This window comes from Vibrio sp. Vb2960 (genome assembly GCF_033337665.1).
In the GTDB taxonomy this organism is placed as follows: Bacteria; Pseudomonadota; Gammaproteobacteria; order Enterobacterales; family Vibrionaceae; genus Vibrio; species Vibrio alginolyticus.
In genome coordinates this window covers 59,769-75,031 of the sequence record NZ_JAWORD010000020.1, presented here as the reverse complement: position 1 = coordinate 75,031, position 15,263 = coordinate 59,769, and the positions used below count along the sequence as shown (strand labels likewise).

The following is a 15,263-nucleotide window of genomic DNA, read 5'->3' as shown; positions in this document are numbered from 1 at the left end:
TTAATAAATTCTATTAATCTAATCACATGTACTAAGGGACGAGCTATGGCTTTCAATTTACGTAACCGCAACTTTTTGAAGCTATTGGACTTCTCAACCAAAGAAATCCAGTTTTTGCTCGAACTGTCTGCAGAGCTGAAAAAAGCTAAATATGCAGGAACAGAGCAGAAGAAACTTCAAGGTAAAAACATCGCACTAATCTTTGAGAAATCTTCGACTCGTACCCGATGTGCGTTTGAAGTCGCTGCCTTTGACCAAGGTGCTCAAGTCTCTTACATCGGCCCTTCTGGCTCGCAGATCGGTCATAAGGAATCGATGAAAGACACCGCTCGTGTTCTTGGTCGTATGTACGACGGGATTGAATACCGAGGCTTTGCCCAATCCATTGTTGAAGAGCTTGGTACGTATGCTGGTGTTCCAGTGTGGAATGGTTTAACGGATGAGTTCCACCCGACCCAGATCCTTGCTGACTTCCTGACCATGCAAGAGCACGGCCGTGGTAAACAGCTGCATGAAATAACCTTCGCTTACCTAGGTGATGCGCGCAACAACATGGGTAACTCACTTATGGTGGGCGCAGCGAAAATGGGCATGGATATTCGCCTTGTCGCGCCAAAAGCGTTCTGGCCTGAAGAAGAGCTCGTGGCAACTTGTCAAACTATCGCGCAACAAACCGGTGCAAAAATCACGTTAACAGAAAGCGTTGAGGAAGGTGTGAAAGGTTGTGACTTCCTATACACCGACGTTTGGGTGTCTATGGGTGAGTCTGCCGAGGCATGGGATGAACGTGTAGCGTTAATGACACCTTATCAAATCAATATGGACGTGATTAAACAAACGGGTAATCCACATGTGAAATTCATGCACTGCCTTCCAGCTTTCCACAATGATGAAACCACCGTCGGCAAAGAAGTCGCTGAAAAATACGGTATGAAAGGCCTTGAAGTAACAGAAGAGGTATTTGAATCGGAATACTCCATCGTATTCGACGAAGCTGAAAACCGTATGCATACCATCAAAGCCGTGATGGTTGCGACGCTAGGAAGCTAAACCAGTGCGCAAAAACAGCCGATAAAAACCATGATGTAATCGCTTGCGCTCACGAAAGTTAAGCGTATAATGCTCGGCAATTTGTCTGAGGATTAAGAAATGACCACGCTGATTGCTGACGTAAAAACGCGATTTGCTCTCGCTAAGCGACTACGCTTACGTGGTGTTATTTTCGTTAATTCTATTGAATTTTAAAACCTCCCCATTGGGGAGGTTTTTTTATGTCCAAAATTCCTTTCGGTTATTTGGATGTAGTCATTAATGTTATAGGGAAGAAGATCATGGCGAACTCGCTTTACCAGAAGCACATCATCTCTATTCCAGAGCTTTCACGCGAAGAACTGGAACTTATCGTAGAAACAGCAGGTAGCCTTAAAAAAGCACCTCGACCAGAACTGATTAAAAACAAAGTCGTTGCAAGTTGTTTCTTTGAACCATCAACACGTACACGTTTATCGTTTGAAACAGCGATTCAGCGCATTGGTGGTGACGTGATTGGCTTTGATAATGATGGTAATACCTCTCTGGCGAAAAAAGGCGAAACACTCGCAGATTCAGTACAAGTCATCTCTTCTTACGTCGATGCCTTTGTGATGCGTCATCCACAAGAAGGTGCCGCTCGCTTGGCCTCTGAATTTTCAAATGGCGTGCCAGTGATCAACGCGGGCGACGGTGCAAACCAACACCCAACTCAAACGCTACTCGACCTATACACCATCGCGGAAACACAAGGGCGTCTAGACAACCTGAACGTCGCATTCGTAGGTGACCTAAAATATGGCCGCACAGTGCACTCACTGACTCAAGCCTTAGCAAAGTTTAACAACATCCGCTTCTTCTTTGTTGCACCAGATGCGCTGGCAATGCCAGATTACATCTGCGAAGAACTAGACGAAGCTGGCATTCAATATAGCCTACACACAGACATGGAAAGTGTGATTCCTGAACTGGATATTCTGTACATGACACGCGTACAGAAAGAACGCTTTGACGAATCGGAATACGCACATATTAAGTCGGCTTACATCCTAACGGCAGCACTACTAGAAGGCGCGCGCGAGAACTTGAAAGTACTGCACCCACTACCACGTGTGGATGAAATCACAACTGATGTTGATAAAACGCCTCATGCCTACTTCTTCCAGCAAGCTCAAAATGGCGTGTATGCTCGCCAAGCACTGCTGGCGCTTGTTCTAAACGAAACACTGTAATCGAGGGGAAAAATCATGGCTAAAGAAACTCAATTGCAGGTAGAAGCAATCAAAAATGGTACGGTCATCGACCACATCCCTGCGCAAATCGGCATCAAAGTATTAAGACTGTTCGATATGCACAATTCATCACAACGCGTAACGATTGGACTGAACTTGCCATCATCAGCACTCGGTCATAAAGATCTACTCAAAATCGAAAATGTGTTTATCAATGAAGAGCAAGCGAGCAAGCTAGCGTTGTATGCTCCTCACGCGACCGTGAATCAAATCGAGAGTTATGAAGTGGTGAAAAAGCTCGCGTTAGAGCTTCCTGAGCGCATCAATGATGTATTTGAATGCCCGAATTCAAACTGTATTTCTCATAATGAACCAGTAGAAAGCAGCTTTAGCGTGTTCGAGAAGAAACAAGAAATCCGCCTAAAGTGTAAATACTGCGAGAAAGTGTTCTCACGCGAGATCGTAACCGAGCGATAAACACGCCGCACGACTAGGCTGTGATACGTTTAAAATACCCTGCAATGTCAGGGTATTTTGCTCTTTACCTACCGAGGGTTTAGAGGCAAACTGAGAATCTTTATTCCCTACAACTGATGGAAAAAATCAAATGACGAAAGTACTTCACACTGAGTCTGCACCAGCAGCAATCGGTCCTTACGTTCAAGGCGTAGATCTAGGTAACATGGTTCTTACTTCAGGCCAAATCCCAGTAAACCCAGCGACAGGTGAAGTGTCTGCTGATATCGCAGAACAAGCTCGTCAGTCTCTAGAAAACGTAAAGGCTGTAGTTGAATCTTCAGGTCTTAAAGTATCTGATATTGTAAAGCTAACGGTTTTTGTTAAAGACCTAAATGACTTTGGCACGGTGAACGAAGTTTACGGCAAGTTCTTTGATGAGCACGGCGTAGCAAACTACCCTGCACGCTCTTGTGTAGAAGTGGCTCGCCTACCAAAAGATGTTGGCATCGAGATTGAAGCAATTGCAGTTCGCAAATAATTGTACTTGCTGACAAACATAAAAACGGGTAGCTCAGGCTACCCGTTTTTTATTGTCTTTTCGTGATGATATCGCAGTAAAACTTAAGCAGCATTACGCTGTTTGACTTCTTCATCTAACGATTCAAGCTTCTCTTTCATCTGTTCACGACAGATATTCGCTAACTCGCGAATGCCCTCTTTACCATAGCCTTCAGTGCTGATTGGAGGTAGCATTTCAACAATCACATGACCATTGTTCCAACGGTTCAGCTTAATTTTATTCGTCGAGCTACATACGATAGGAATGATTGGCACACCTGCACCAATTGCCGCATGAAAAGCACCTGTTTTGAATGGCAGCAAACCACGCCCACGAGAACGCGTGCCTTCTGGGAACATCCACACAGAAACATCACTTTCTTTCATGCTGCTCACGACCTGATCGATAGTACCTTTTGCTTTAGAGCGATTCGCACGGTCAATCAGAATGTTACCCGTAAGCCAGTAAAGCTGACCAAACAGTGGCATCCAAGCCAAGCTCTTTTTACCTACTGTCACAACTTTCGGAGTCACAGCCGCAGAAACAGTAAACATGTCCCAGTTGTTCTGGTGGTTAGCAATGTAAACATGTTGGCCGCGTGAATACGCATCTTCAGGGATACGTAACTCTAACTTAATCCCAAACACACGAGACATCTTGGCAAACAAACGGCCAAAAGTGAAAACGTGCTTAGGGTTTCTAGGGCTTAATAGGCAGTAACCACAACCACCAATAAACATAACAATCGCAAAGATAGCGACAGCAAATACACGTAACAGTGCAATCATTCTTGTTCTCCAGGAACCGGCTTTTGCCAGATACAGCTATTAATATCTCTCTTTCCATAAAGGGAAAATATGGTCATGAGAGTGATATAAAAAAGCCGAAACTCAGGTTTCGGCTCTCTTGATATCCAAGTTACCTGCGGTGCAGTTTAACTTGCCTAGCTCACTCGCTCAATATTTGCGCCAAGTGCAGCCAGTTTATTTTCGATTTTGTCGTAACCACGGTCGATATGGTAAATACGATCAACGACGGTTTCGCCTTTAGCAATGCAACCTGCAATAACCAAACTAGCCGAAGCTCGTAGATCGGTTGCCATCACTTGCGCACCGCTGAGTGACTCAACATCACCACAGATAACCGTATTGCCTTCGATCTCAGCTTTAGCGCCCATACGCATGAGTTCTGGTACGTGCATAAAGCGGTTTTCAAAGATAGTCTCTGTGATCACGCCGCCACCTTTCGCCATCATGTTCAGAAGCGTAAATTGAGCTTGCATATCCGTCGGGAAACCAGGATGTGGCGCAGTACGTACACTTACCGCTTTTAGTTCGCGGTCGGTCATATCAACGGAGATCCAATCTTCACCCGTTTCGACAAGCGCGCCAGCTTCTTCCAGCTTGGCGAGAACCGCTTCAAGCAAATGAGCATTAGTGTTGCGACATACCACTTTACCGCCAGATACTGCTGCTGCGACAAGGAATGTTCCCGTCTCAATACGGTCAGCAACCACGTTGTGTTTACAACCGCCTAGGCGCTCAACACCTTCAATCGTAATGGTATCTGTGCCAGCGCCAGAGATTTTTGCGCCAAGCTTATTTAGGAAATCAGCGGTATCGACGATTTCAGGCTCACGCGCAGCGTTATCTAGTGTTGTTGTGCCCTCCGCCAGCGCTGCGGCACACATGATGGTGATCGTCGCGCCTACGCTGACTTTATCCATCACGATGTGTGCGCCTTTTAGCCGACCATCCACTTCTGCTTTCACATAACCATCTTCTAATGTAATGGTTGCGCCAAGCTGCTCTAAACCAGAAATATGCAGATCCACAGGACGGGCACCAATGGCACAACCGCCTGGTAAAGAAACCTGACCTTGACCAAAGCGCGCCACCAAAGGACCTAAAGCCCAAATAGAAGCACGCATGGTTTTCACTAAATCATAAGGCGCGCAGTATTCTGTAATACTGCTTGGATCAACATGAACAGAGCCATTGCGGCTTACTTTCGCGCCTAAACGCTTAAGCAATTCCATGGTTGTGTCGATATCACGAAGGTGTGGTACGTTTGCCACTTCTACTGGCTCTTCCGCCAAGATAGACGCAAATAAAATCGGCAGTGCTGCGTTTTTTGCACCTGAAATGGTCACTTCACCAACTAGTGGTTTATCTGACCCAATAACTCGAAACTTTTCCATCAATAAACCTTAAAGCGACATCAATTTCTTATCACGAGCCCACTCTTCTGGTGTGAACGCTTTGATTGATAATGCGTGAATGTCGTTACGCTGGATGTATTCCATCAGAGGAGCATAAATTAGCTGCTGCTTCTTAACGCGGCTCATTCCATCGAAACAAGCATCAACAGCAACCACTTCATAGTGGCTACCTTCACCTTTCACATGCACTTCTTGAAGGTTTAGTGCTTCTTCTAATAACTGTTGTACTTTTGCGCTATCCACAATTTACCCCTGATAATTCTGTATGTGTTTGGCCACTAAAGATTCAACATTGCTCAGTTGAAACAAAGTGCGCAGTTGCGCCGGCACGAAACTGAGCATTATATGACAGTTTTGCTTTTTTGCATGCTCTAATAAGTGGATTAACATCACCATTCCTGCAGAGTCGACGCGCTCTATCTCTTTTAGCGAGCATTCCAGCTCCGATTGAGCAGGTTGCCATTGCTGTGCATACGCCCACAATGAAGGCACTGTATCTCTATCAAGTGCCCCTGTTAGCTTAAGAATGTTTTGATCCAATTGCCACTGAGCGGGAGTCTGGGCCATTATTTCTTCGCCTCGAAGCGGATCGGTTCTGCGGCCAATTTTTCTAGGTCTTTAGCAACAGATAGAATACCTTCTTGACGAATTTTACTGTTCCATTCGGATTGTTTACTAGAAAGCAAACTAATGCCCTCTGCAATCATATCGAATGCTTCCCACTCACCAGACTGGTTGTCTTTACGCAGTTTAAACTCAAGTTTGATGTTTGGACGCGGAGTATCGATGATATCAACTTTAATGCTTGTAATACGCTTAGAGTCATCAATGCTAGGCTCAGGACCAAACTCAATTTTTTGGTCAGAGTATTGCGTCAACACTTGTGCATAAGACGCAATTAGGTACGCACGAAATGCATCGATAAACTCAAGTACATCTTCACGCTTAGCACCTTTTAAGTTTGGACCAAGAAGTTTTAACCCTGCATAGCGGTAGTTGACGTAAGGCATTAGCTCTTCTTCAACGATCACTTTAAGTAAATTTGGATCTTGTTTGATTTTCGGCTGTTCGGCTTTCAATCTTTCGAACGTGACTTCAGCTACTTGCTTCATCATCTTATAAGGTTCAGTTTTATCCACCTCTGCTGCTGTTGCTCCAAAAACGCTAAACACAGCACAAACTGAAAGTAGTAATCTCGCTAACATAGTTATTCCTTACTTGAGTCGTCTGAACCACCTACGCTGTATAGTACTTGACCAATTAAGTCTTCAAGCACAAGCGCCGATTTGGTGTCTTCGATGGTATCACCATCCACCAGCATGACTTCATCATCAAAAACGAAGCCAGGTACTAAACCAATGTATTGCTCACCAATCAGGCCAGATGTCAAAATTTGTACGCTCGACGTTTCTGGGAACTGATTGTATTTGCTATTGATAGATAGTGTTACAACTGGCAATAAGTTGTCTGGGTTAAGCGAAATACTACTTACTCGACCAATCACAACGCCCCCCACTTTTACGGGCGAACGAACTTTTAAACTGCCAATATTATCGAACTCGGCTTTGAGGGTATAAGTATCACCAGAGCCAATGCTTTTTACGTCAGCAACTTGAAAAATCATCACAAGAATCGCGCAAATTCCCGCTAATACAAAGCTGCCAACCCATAATTCAGTTTTACGTGTTTGTTGCATGATTAATTCCCAAACATCAATGCGGTCAGTACAAAGTCTAATCCTAGTACTGCTAAAGAAGAATGCACAACAGTGCGCGTAGTTGCTCGGCTGATCCCTTCCGATGTTGGAATAGCATCATAACCGTTAAATAGAGCGACCCAAGTAACCGTAATTGCAAACGCAAAACATTTGATCATACTGTTACCAATGTCTTGCCCTAGCTCAACAGAGGACTGCATCGCTGACCAAAAACTGCCGTGATCAACGCCTTTCCAGTCAACACCAACAAGCTGAGCGCCCCAAATTCCCACAGCCATGAAAATCATAGCCAGTAAAGGCATTGAGATAACCCCAGCCCAAAACCGTGGTGCAATCACTCGTTTCAATGGGTCTACCGCCATCATTTCAAGGCTAGACAGTTGTTCCGTTGCTTTCATTAGACCTATCTCTGCGGTTAACGCAGAACCGGCACGACCAGCAAACAAAAGTGCAGTAACAACGGGTCCTAATTCACGGAGTAACGAAAGCGCTACCATTTGCCCCAAACTGCCTTCTGCGCCGTAATCCACCAACACAACATAGCCTTGTAGACTCAAAACCATTCCAATGAACAGACCAGATACGACGATGATCGCCAGCGACTGAACACCAACAGAATAAAGTTGCTTAACAAGCAGAGGAAAGCTTCTGATCGGTTGTGGCTTAGAAAATAGCGCCCCAATCAACATGAAAGTCGCACGACCAAATGCTCCGCAAATAGAAAGCGTGCGTCGACCCAGCGAGGCGACAAAGTGAATGAAGTTATCGACCATCAAATAAGTCCTTTTCGATACTTTGAGAAGGGAAACGAAACGGTACAGGACCGTCGGCATCACCTTGTAAGAACTGCTGGACACGAGGATCAGAGTTTTGAGTCAGCTCTTCTGGCGTACCATAGGCGATGATTTTTCCATCGGCCATCAGGTATACCCAGTCAGCAATACTCATGACTTCAGGTACGTCGTGAGAAACCACAATAGAGGTCAAACCTAACGCTTGGTTTAGATTGCTAATTAGCTCAACCAAAACGCCCATAGTGATTGGGTCTTGCCCCACAAACGGCTCATCGTACATGATCAGGTCAGGATCAAGTGCGATTGCACGAGCCAAAGCAGCGCGTCTTGCCATACCACCTGAAAGCTCACTCGGCATTAATTGCGCCGCGCCGCGCAGACCGACAGCTTCGAGCTTGAGTAACACCATGGTGCGAATCAAATCTTCCGATAAATCGGTATGCTCTCTCAATGGAAAGGCGACATTATCAAAAACATTCAAATCAGTGAATAAAGCCCCTGACTGGAACAACATGCTCATTTTCTTTCGAGCATGGTAGAGTTTTTTACGCGAGAGAGAGGGAATATTGTCGCCATCAAACCAGATCTCTCCTTGCTCGGGATACAACTGACCACCAATCAAACGCAGCAGTGTTGTTTTACCAATTCCCGATGGTCCCATAATGGCCGTCACTTTGCCCTCAGGAACATGCAGATCAATATCATCAAAGATCATGCGTTCTCCCCGTGAAAAAGTGAGGTTGTTCACGGTGACTAAATCGTTGTTCGACATATCATCTCTTCTACTGTAGGAGCGTTGCAACTCACGGAATCATCAAGCAGATACTCATCGGAGTTGAATTCTACGTTTAATAAAGTAACGTCGGTACATTTATTAGGCTGCAATCATAAGCACATTGGCGTTGAATTTAAAGCACTGTTCAATTAAATAAAGTCGACTATATCCCTGCAATTTCTCATGGTTTATGACCTAATTAGCACGAAGTGTTTAAATCCTAGACCAGAATTGCTCATTTAAATGAGTGAGATTTACATACATTTTCGTTACTAACCTTTAATTTATTCTTCGTTTATCTTCCATTTTAGGCCGCAAAAGGTCAAAATTAGCGGTTATTCATTTTACTTATTTAATACTTAGGAATTCTCATGCTCGAAGCCGTTGCGTTGCTTATAGTCGGTCTTGTTTTGCTTGTTTGGAGTGCAGATAAACTTGTTTTTGGCTCTGCAGCGATAGCCCGCAACGTCGGTATTTCCCCGCTTGTCATCGGCATGACAATCCTTGCGATGGGCTCATCTGCCCCTGAGATGATGGTATCTGCAACCGCTGCTTGGGATGGTAAAACAGATACAGCGGTGGGTAACGTATTAGGCTCAAACATAGCGAACATTGCGTTAATCCTAGGTATTACAGCGCTGATCAAGCCTTTGTCGATTAGCTCCGCCGTCATCCGCCGAGAACTTCCACTCATGATAGCCGTAACCGTACTCGCTGGTATTCTGCTTTGGAATAGCCATCTCGGTTTTTATGAGGGTGTCTTATTGTTTGTACTCTTTGGGGCATTTTTATTTGCTATGTTGCAAATCAGCCGCAAAGAGCAAAAATCAGGTGATGTTTTTCTTGATGACCAAGAGTCAGAGATCCCTGAAGGCGTCAGTAACCCTAAAGCAATCATGTGGGTGGTTATTGGCTTGATACTGCTTCCTTTGGCAGCCAGCATGCTGGTTGATAACGCGGTAATTATTGCTAAACACTTTGGTATGAGCGACCTTGTTATCGGTCTAACTATTATCGCCATTGGCACTAGCCTGCCTGAACTGGCCGCATCACTTGCCGGAGTTTTAAAGGGTGAAGACGACATGGCTGTCGGTAACATTATCGGTTCGAATGTGTTTAACATTCTGGCGGTAATGGGGATTCCTGGCATCATTAATCCATCGGTGCTCAGTGAGTACGCGATGGGACGTGACTTCTGGGTCATGTTAGGCGTTTCATTGTTACTTGTCGCGATGTGTTTGGGTAAATCACGCAGTATTAACCGTATTGAAGGTGCCATCTTGTTTGTGTGCTTCTTAGGTTACCAAGTGTACTTATTCGCAAACATGACCGCTTAATTACCACGATCAATAAGTAGAGATCTGATATGTCCAATCAATTTGATTTTCGCGCTGCTGCTAAACAAGTTCTTGATATCGAAGTTGCTGCTCTGCAAGAGCTAGATACCTACTTTGATGATCAATTTGAAAAAGCGTGTGAACTTATCCTTTCCAACAACGGCAAAGTTGTCGTTATGGGTATTGGCAAGTCAGGCCATATTGGTAACAAGATTGCCGCCACTCTGGCAAGCACTGGGACTTCGGCGTTTTTCGTTCATCCAGGCGAAGCCGCACATGGTGACTTGGGTATGATTAGCCCTGGTGACATTGTGCTGGCAATTTCTAACTCTGGTGAATCAAACGAAATTCTGTCTCTATTTCCAGTATTAAAGCGCCTGAATATTAAGATCATCAGCATGACAGGTAAGCCAGAATCAAATATGGCCAAGCTGTCTGACTTACACCTGCAAATTACGGTACCTCAAGAAGCTTGTCCGTTAGGCCTGGCGCCAACTAGCAGTACGACTGCCACATTAGTGATGGGAGATGCATTAGCCGTAGCTCTGCTTCAAGCTCGTGGTTTTTCTGCCGAAGATTTTGCCCTATCTCACCCAGGTGGTGCACTGGGGAGAAAACTGCTACTTAAGTTGTCTGATATTATGCACTTTGGAGAAGCGTTACCTAAAGTTTCTCCTGACGCATTAATTCGCGATGCCCTGCTTGAAATTTCAGAAAAGGGGTTAGGCATGACAGCCATCGTCGATGAGCACGATGCTATGCTTGGTATATTCACCGATGGTGATTTACGTCGTACCTTAGACAAGCGTATCGATATTCATACGACGGCAATTGGCGAGGTCATGACGACAAACCCAACCACAGCACACCCTGATATGCTGGCGGTTGAAGGTTTGAACTTGATGCAGAATAAAAACATTAACGCTCTGATTTTATGTAAAGACGAAAAAATTGTGGGTGCACTGAACATGCACGATTTACTAAAAGCTGGCGTGATGTAATATCAGCACAAACATTTAAATCATTTATTAGACGAATAAAGGCAATGGTCAGGGAAGTACTGAGCTAAACGATAGGCCTTCATTATATGAGTTTTACTCGCCTTATTTATTTGCTCTTGATCTTCGTTGTAGCGTGGTGCGGTTATTACCTACTAACCCCTAAAGGCAACGACGCAATTCAAGTAGCACCAGATTCTGAACTGCCCATGTTCAGTGGTTCTGGATTAGAAAACATCACCTACGGTGAAGATGGTGTCCGCAGTTACATCATTCGCTCCACTAACTTAGACCATTATGCTAAGAGTGGAGATACTATTTTTAATAACCCGACTTTGATGGTTTACCGTGAAGGAAGCGTCATTGAATGGAAGGTGACTGCCACAAGAGCAGTGTTAGATGAAGACCAAGTTTTGACTTTATATGACAAAGTCTTAATGCAAAATCTTCTGCCTGGTGCGAGTTTTGATACCATGGCAACAGACAAATTGGTCATTAATCTAACCAATCGTGATTTTAAAGCTGACCAACAAGTAATGTTGGTTGGACCACAATTTGAAACTACTGGAGGCGCAATGCAAGGTAACCTAAAACAGCATACTGCGACTCTGACAGATGAAGTTCAAGGTCGATATGAAACCGTTACACCTTAGCCTACTGGCACTGGTATTGGCGGCGCCTCAAGCGCTGGCACTCAAGTCGGATACTCAACAGCCGGTTTACATAAACTCTGACACCCAACAGGTTGATATGAAGAGTAACCAGGTTGTTTTTGAAGGCGATGTATCTCTTAAGCAAGGGAGCATCAATATCGATGCTGATAGAATCGTGGTAACTCGCGATCCTAAAACCGAAGCAATTAAACAGATTCAAGCATTTGGTAAACCTGCGAAGTTTTCTCAGCTGATGGACGATGGTAAAACACTTAGTGGTCAAGCTACGGAGTTGGATTACCGTATTTCTACAGACGAACTGACCATGAAAGGTCAAGCGCAGCTGGCACAAGACAACAACACCATCAAAGGTTCTTCGATTCGTTACCAAATTGGTAAACAAAAGCTAGTCGCAGATAGCTCTAAGGAAGAGCGCGTTACGACCATTTTGCAACCCAATCAGATAGAGAACTAATATGGCAGTACTGAGTGCGAAAAACTTGGCGAAAAGCTACAAAAAACGCAAAGTCGTCACTGATGTTAGCTTAGAAGTTGAATCTGGTCAGATTGTTGGGCTACTCGGTCCAAACGGTGCGGGTAAAACCACCTCGTTTTACATGATTGTCGGCTTAGTACCTCGTGATGAGGGCACCATTACCATTGACGACAATGACATCAGTATTTTACCGATGCATAGCCGTTCACGCCTTGGCATTGGCTATCTTCCGCAAGAAGCGTCGATTTTCCGTAAGCTTTCAGTAGAAGATAACATCATGGCCGTACTTGAAACTCGTCAAGAAATGACGAGGGAAGAGCGCCAAGATAAACTGGAAGATTTGTTGGAAGAATTCCACATCCAGCACATCAGAACCAGTGCTGGTATGGCACTATCAGGGGGTGAACGACGCAGGGTGGAAATCGCTCGAGCTTTAGCGGCTAACCCTCAGTTCATTTTATTGGATGAACCTTTCGCTGGTGTTGACCCAATTTCGGTTAATGACATCAAGAAAATCATTGAGCATCTGCGCGATCGTGGTCTCGGAGTGTTAATCACTGACCATAATGTACGTGAAACACTGGACGTATGTGAAAAAGCCTATATCGTGAGCCAAGGGCACCTAATTGCATCGGGAACTCCGGCAGAAGTTCTCAATAATGAACAGGTGAAACAAGTTTATCTCGGCGAACAATTCCGTCTATGATTATATTAGGAACGGTAAGATTCTGAGCATTACAAGGTAAGTAACACTGAATGAAACCTTCATTACAACTCAAGCTAGGTCAGCAGTTAGCCATGACGCCACAGTTGCAGCAAGCGATTCGCTTATTGCAATTGTCGACACTCGATCTTCAACAAGAAATCCAAGAAGCGTTGGACTCAAACCCATTATTGGAAGTTGAAGAAGGCCAAGACGAGCCTCTAGCAAACGGTGAAGATAAGTCAGCGGTCGAGGCTGCTGATAGCAACAGTGCTAGCGAACCAACAGAAATTGACGTTCCAGATAGCTCCGATGTGATAGAGAAATCAGAAATTAGCTCTGAACTTGAAATCGACACGACTTGGGATGACGTCTACAGCGCGAATACTGGTAGCACTGGCTTAGCTCTTGATGATGATATGCCCGTCTACCAGGGCGAAACCACTGAATCATTACATGATTACCTCATGTGGCAGCTTGACCTAACACCATTCAGTGAAACCGACCGCACGATTGCATTAGCGATTATTGACGCTGTTGACGACTACGGCTATTTAACTTTGTCGCCTGAAGAGATTCATGAGAGCTTCGATAATGAAGAGATAGAGTTAGACGAAGTAGAAGCTGTTCGTAAACGCATTCAACAATTCGATCCTCTTGGCGTTGCATCGCGTAACTTACAAGAATGTTTGTTACTGCAACTGACGACCTTCCCAGAAGACACGCCGTGGCTTGCTGAAGCCAAAATGATACTTGCGGATCATATTGATCACCTAGGCAACCGAGACTACAAGCTCGTCATCAAAGAGACTAAGCTGAAAGAAGCCGATCTACGTGAAGTCTTAAAGCTTATCCAACAGTTAGATCCTCGTCCAGGCAGTCGCATCACTCCTGATGATACCGAATACGTAATTCCAGACGTATCCGTTTTTAAAGACAATGGTAAATGGACCGTTTCTATAAACCCGGATAGCGTGCCAAAATTAAAAGTAAATCAACAATATGCTCAATTAGGCAAAGGTAATAGCGCGGATAGCCAGTACATCCGCAGCAATTTGCAAGAGGCAAAATGGTTAATTAAGAGCTTAGAGAGTAGAAACGAGACGCTACTCAAAGTTGCAAGATGTATTGTTGAACATCAACAAGATTTCTTCGAGTATGGTGAGGAAGCCATGAAGCCAATGGTACTCAATGATGTCGCTTTGGCTGTGGACATGCATGAATCCACGATTTCTCGTGTAACAACGCAAAAGTTTATGCATACACCACGTGGTATTTTTGAATTGAAGTACTTCTTCTCTAGCCATGTTAGTACTGACAACGGCGGAGAATGTTCGTCAACAGCAATTCGTGCACTCATTAAAAAACTGGTCGCAGCAGAGAATACTGCCAAACCACTGAGTGATAGCAAGATTGCTGCTCTTCTGGCTGACCAAGGGATTCAGGTCGCAAGACGTACGATAGCCAAATATCGCGAATCCTTGGGAATTGCCCCTTCAAGTCAGCGTAAACGCCTATTATAAGGCACTAACTGAAAAGGAAAGTCTATGCAAATCAATATTCAAGGCCATCACGTTGATCTTACCGATTCAATGCAAGACTATGTAAATTCTAAGTTTCAGAAGCTCGAAAGGTTCTTCGACCATATCAATCAAGTGCATGTTGTACTAAAAGTTGAAAAAATTACTCAAATCGCGGAAGCTACGCTTCACATAAATCAAGGCGAAATCCACGCATCAGCCGATGACGAAAATATGTATGCCGCGATCGATTCGCTGGTAGATAAATTGGTTCGCCAACTTAATAAGCACAAAGAAAAACTAAACAGTCATTAATCATGCAACTGAGCGAAATACTGTCATTGGACTGCACCAAAAGTGCGGTCCACTGCACGAGTAAAAAACGCGCCCTTGAAATGATCAGCCGTATCGTGGCTGATCAAACGGGCCAAGATTCTACCGAGCTGTTCGAATGCATGCTCAATAGAGAAAAAATGGGCAGTACCGGTATCGGAAACGGTATTGCGATCCCTCACGCGAGAATGCAATCAAGCGACAAGGCCATTGCTGTCTTACTGCAATGTGATGAAGCAATCGAATTTGATGCGATTGACAATCGACCTGTCGATCTTCTTTTTGCGCTCCTTGTACCAGAAGAACAGTGCAAAGAGCACCTCAAGACTCTATCCTCTATGGCAGAACGTCTGAGCGATAAGCAAGTATTAAAACTACTGCGTAATGCTCAGAGTGATGAAGAACTTTACGACATCATGATTCACCAATAAGCAGGA

General features: G+C 44.5%; 21 protein-coding genes. 13 read left to right on the top strand and 8 right to left on the bottom strand.

Translation table 11 applies throughout. The annotated features are described in order from the left end of the window. Nucleotides 1-45 precede the first annotated feature (45 nt). The 5 genes from R7O03_RS17270 (at nucleotide 46) to R7O03_RS17250 (ending at nucleotide 3,258) form a co-directional block, all read left to right on the top strand. Nucleotides 46-1,050, top strand: a complete 1,005-nt coding sequence (locus R7O03_RS17270) for an ornithine carbamoyltransferase (RefSeq protein ID WP_318077723.1) — start codon at nucleotides 46-48, stop codon at nucleotides 1,048-1,050. Nucleotides 1,051-1,149: 99 nt separating this feature from the next. Further along, the gene (locus R7O03_RS17265; RefSeq protein WP_005381084.1) at nucleotides 1,150-1,245 is read left to right on the top strand and encodes a hypothetical protein; all 96 of its coding nucleotides are present in this window, start codon (nucleotides 1,150-1,152) and stop codon (nucleotides 1,243-1,245) included. Nucleotides 1,246-1,331: 86 nt separating this feature from the next. Continuing rightward, entirely contained in the window at nucleotides 1,332-2,261 is a 930-nt protein-coding gene (gene pyrB / locus R7O03_RS17260) for an aspartate carbamoyltransferase (protein WP_005381085.1), read from the top strand. A gap of 15 nt (nucleotides 2,262-2,276) precedes the next feature. Beyond that, on the top strand, nucleotides 2,277-2,738 hold the full coding sequence (pyrI, locus tag R7O03_RS17255; protein ID WP_258454717.1) for an aspartate carbamoyltransferase regulatory subunit: 462 nt from the start codon (nucleotides 2,277-2,279) through the stop codon (nucleotides 2,736-2,738). A gap of 130 nt (nucleotides 2,739-2,868) precedes the next feature. Continuing rightward, complete coding sequence (locus R7O03_RS17250; protein ID WP_005381087.1) at nucleotides 2,869-3,258, top strand: RidA family protein; 390 nt, start codon at nucleotides 2,869-2,871, stop codon at nucleotides 3,256-3,258. An 83-nt stretch (nucleotides 3,259-3,341) separates the two neighbouring features. Here R7O03_RS17250 and R7O03_RS17245 read toward each other — a convergent pair whose 3' ends face one another. The 8 genes from R7O03_RS17245 to mlaF form a co-directional block, all read right to left on the bottom strand. Beyond that, nucleotides 3,342-4,067 (bottom strand): 1-acylglycerol-3-phosphate O-acyltransferase, encoded by a 726-nt coding sequence (locus R7O03_RS17245; protein WP_005381088.1) that lies wholly within the window; start codon nucleotides 4,065-4,067, stop codon nucleotides 3,342-3,344. Nucleotides 4,068-4,222: 155 nt separating this feature from the next. After that, on the bottom strand, nucleotides 4,223-5,479 hold the full coding sequence (gene murA / locus R7O03_RS17240) for a UDP-N-acetylglucosamine 1-carboxyvinyltransferase (RefSeq protein WP_005388419.1): 1,257 nt from the start codon (nucleotides 5,477-5,479) through the stop codon (nucleotides 4,223-4,225). A gap of 9 nt (nucleotides 5,480-5,488) precedes the next feature. Continuing rightward, nucleotides 5,489-5,743 (bottom strand): BolA family iron metabolism protein IbaG, encoded by a 255-nt coding sequence (gene ibaG / locus R7O03_RS17235; RefSeq protein ID WP_005381092.1) that lies wholly within the window; start codon nucleotides 5,741-5,743, stop codon nucleotides 5,489-5,491. Nucleotides 5,744-5,746: 3 nt separating this feature from the next. After that, entirely contained in the window at nucleotides 5,747-6,067 is a 321-nt protein-coding gene (locus tag R7O03_RS17230) for a lipid asymmetry maintenance protein MlaB (RefSeq protein WP_005381093.1), read from the bottom strand. Next, a complete protein-coding gene (gene mlaC / locus R7O03_RS17225; protein ID WP_005381098.1) occupies nucleotides 6,067-6,705 on the bottom strand; it encodes a phospholipid-binding protein MlaC in 639 nt (212 codons plus the stop codon). Before mlaC ends, R7O03_RS17230 begins: the two co-directional genes overlap by 1 nt. A gap of 2 nt (nucleotides 6,706-6,707) precedes the next feature. After that, on the bottom strand, nucleotides 6,708-7,196 hold the full coding sequence (gene mlaD, locus R7O03_RS17220; RefSeq protein WP_005381099.1) for an outer membrane lipid asymmetry maintenance protein MlaD: 489 nt from the start codon (nucleotides 7,194-7,196) through the stop codon (nucleotides 6,708-6,710). 2 nt (nucleotides 7,197-7,198) lie between these two features. Further along, complete coding sequence (mlaE, locus tag R7O03_RS17215; protein ID WP_005381100.1) at nucleotides 7,199-7,990, bottom strand: lipid asymmetry maintenance ABC transporter permease subunit MlaE; 792 nt, start codon at nucleotides 7,988-7,990, stop codon at nucleotides 7,199-7,201. Beyond that, a complete protein-coding gene (gene mlaF, locus R7O03_RS17210; protein WP_005388422.1) occupies nucleotides 7,980-8,783 on the bottom strand; it encodes a phospholipid ABC transporter ATP-binding protein MlaF in 804 nt (267 codons plus the stop codon). The genes mlaE and mlaF overlap by 11 nt, the downstream gene beginning before the upstream one ends. A gap of 374 nt (nucleotides 8,784-9,157) precedes the next feature. On the opposite strand from mlaF, the gene R7O03_RS17205 reads away from it, so the two are divergent. The 8 genes from R7O03_RS17205 to ptsN all read left to right on the top strand — a co-directional run bounded on the left by R7O03_RS17205 (nucleotide 9,158) and on the right by ptsN (nucleotide 15,257). After that, nucleotides 9,158-10,123 carry a calcium/sodium antiporter gene (locus R7O03_RS17205; protein ID WP_005381102.1) on the top strand — a complete coding sequence of 322 codons (966 nt, stop codon included), beginning with the start codon at nucleotides 9,158-9,160 and terminating at the stop codon, nucleotides 10,121-10,123. Between the two features lie 29 nt (nucleotides 10,124-10,152). Beyond that, nucleotides 10,153-11,124 (top strand): arabinose-5-phosphate isomerase KdsD, encoded by a 972-nt coding sequence (gene kdsD, locus R7O03_RS17200; protein ID WP_005381104.1) that lies wholly within the window; start codon nucleotides 10,153-10,155, stop codon nucleotides 11,122-11,124. A gap of 86 nt (nucleotides 11,125-11,210) precedes the next feature. Beyond that, nucleotides 11,211-11,774, top strand: coding sequence for an LPS export ABC transporter periplasmic protein LptC (gene lptC, locus R7O03_RS17195; RefSeq protein WP_005381106.1), 564 nt, complete (start codon nucleotides 11,211-11,213; stop codon nucleotides 11,772-11,774). Further along, nucleotides 11,755-12,249, top strand: a complete 495-nt coding sequence (gene lptA, locus R7O03_RS17190; RefSeq protein ID WP_005381109.1) for a lipopolysaccharide transport periplasmic protein LptA — start codon at nucleotides 11,755-11,757, stop codon at nucleotides 12,247-12,249. The genes lptC and lptA overlap by 20 nt, the downstream gene beginning before the upstream one ends. A 1-nt stretch (nucleotide 12,250) precedes the next feature. Further along, complete coding sequence (lptB, locus tag R7O03_RS17185) at nucleotides 12,251-12,976, top strand: LPS export ABC transporter ATP-binding protein (RefSeq protein ID WP_005381111.1); 726 nt, start codon at nucleotides 12,251-12,253, stop codon at nucleotides 12,974-12,976. A 50-nt stretch (nucleotides 12,977-13,026) separates the two neighbouring features. After that, entirely contained in the window at nucleotides 13,027-14,496 is a 1,470-nt protein-coding gene (locus tag R7O03_RS17180) for an RNA polymerase factor sigma-54 (protein ID WP_005381112.1), read from the top strand. A gap of 24 nt (nucleotides 14,497-14,520) precedes the next feature. Continuing rightward, nucleotides 14,521-14,808 carry a ribosome hibernation promoting factor gene (gene hpf, locus R7O03_RS17175; protein ID WP_005381114.1) on the top strand — a complete coding sequence of 96 codons (288 nt, stop codon included), beginning with the start codon at nucleotides 14,521-14,523 and terminating at the stop codon, nucleotides 14,806-14,808. A gap of 2 nt (nucleotides 14,809-14,810) precedes the next feature. Further along, nucleotides 14,811-15,257, top strand: coding sequence for a PTS IIA-like nitrogen regulatory protein PtsN (gene ptsN / locus R7O03_RS17170; protein WP_005381116.1), 447 nt, complete (start codon nucleotides 14,811-14,813; stop codon nucleotides 15,255-15,257). Nucleotides 15,258-15,263 lie beyond the last annotated feature (6 nt).

Coding starts and splice junctions, on each gene's coding strand:
- R7O03_RS17270 (WP_318077723.1), top strand. CDS start 46: ATGGCTTTCAATTTACGTAACCGCAACTTTTTGAAGCTATTGGACTTC.
- R7O03_RS17265 (WP_005381084.1), top strand. CDS start 1,150: ATGACCACGCTGATTGCTGACGTAAAAACGCGATTTGCTCTCGCTAAG.
- pyrB (WP_005381085.1), top strand. CDS start 1,332: ATGGCGAACTCGCTTTACCAGAAGCACATCATCTCTATTCCAGAGCTT.
- pyrI (WP_258454717.1), top strand. CDS start 2,277: ATGGCTAAAGAAACTCAATTGCAGGTAGAAGCAATCAAAAATGGTACG.
- R7O03_RS17250 (WP_005381087.1), top strand. CDS start 2,869: ATGACGAAAGTACTTCACACTGAGTCTGCACCAGCAGCAATCGGTCCT.
- R7O03_RS17245 (WP_005381088.1), bottom strand. CDS start 4,067: ATGATTGCACTGTTACGTGTATTTGCTGTCGCTATCTTTGCGATTGTT.
- murA (WP_005388419.1), bottom strand. CDS start 5,479: ATGGAAAAGTTTCGAGTTATTGGGTCAGATAAACCACTAGTTGGTGAA.
- R7O03_RS17230 (WP_005381093.1), bottom strand. CDS start 6,067: ATGGCCCAGACTCCCGCTCAGTGGCAATTGGATCAAAACATTCTTAAG.
- mlaC (WP_005381098.1), bottom strand. CDS start 6,705: ATGTTAGCGAGATTACTACTTTCAGTTTGTGCTGTGTTTAGCGTTTTT.
- mlaD (WP_005381099.1), bottom strand. CDS start 7,196: ATGCAACAAACACGTAAAACTGAATTATGGGTTGGCAGCTTTGTATTA.
- mlaE (WP_005381100.1), bottom strand. CDS start 7,990: ATGGTCGATAACTTCATTCACTTTGTCGCCTCGCTGGGTCGACGCACG.
- mlaF (WP_005388422.1), bottom strand. CDS start 8,783: ATGTCGAACAACGATTTAGTCACCGTGAACAACCTCACTTTTTCACGG.
- R7O03_RS17205 (WP_005381102.1), top strand. CDS start 9,158: ATGCTCGAAGCCGTTGCGTTGCTTATAGTCGGTCTTGTTTTGCTTGTT.
- kdsD (WP_005381104.1), top strand. CDS start 10,153: ATGTCCAATCAATTTGATTTTCGCGCTGCTGCTAAACAAGTTCTTGAT.
- lptC (WP_005381106.1), top strand. CDS start 11,211: ATGAGTTTTACTCGCCTTATTTATTTGCTCTTGATCTTCGTTGTAGCG.
- lptA (WP_005381109.1), top strand. CDS start 11,755: ATGAAACCGTTACACCTTAGCCTACTGGCACTGGTATTGGCGGCGCCT.
- lptB (WP_005381111.1), top strand. CDS start 12,251: ATGGCAGTACTGAGTGCGAAAAACTTGGCGAAAAGCTACAAAAAACGC.
- R7O03_RS17180 (WP_005381112.1), top strand. CDS start 13,027: ATGAAACCTTCATTACAACTCAAGCTAGGTCAGCAGTTAGCCATGACG.
- hpf (WP_005381114.1), top strand. CDS start 14,521: ATGCAAATCAATATTCAAGGCCATCACGTTGATCTTACCGATTCAATG.
- ptsN (WP_005381116.1), top strand. CDS start 14,811: ATGCAACTGAGCGAAATACTGTCATTGGACTGCACCAAAAGTGCGGTC.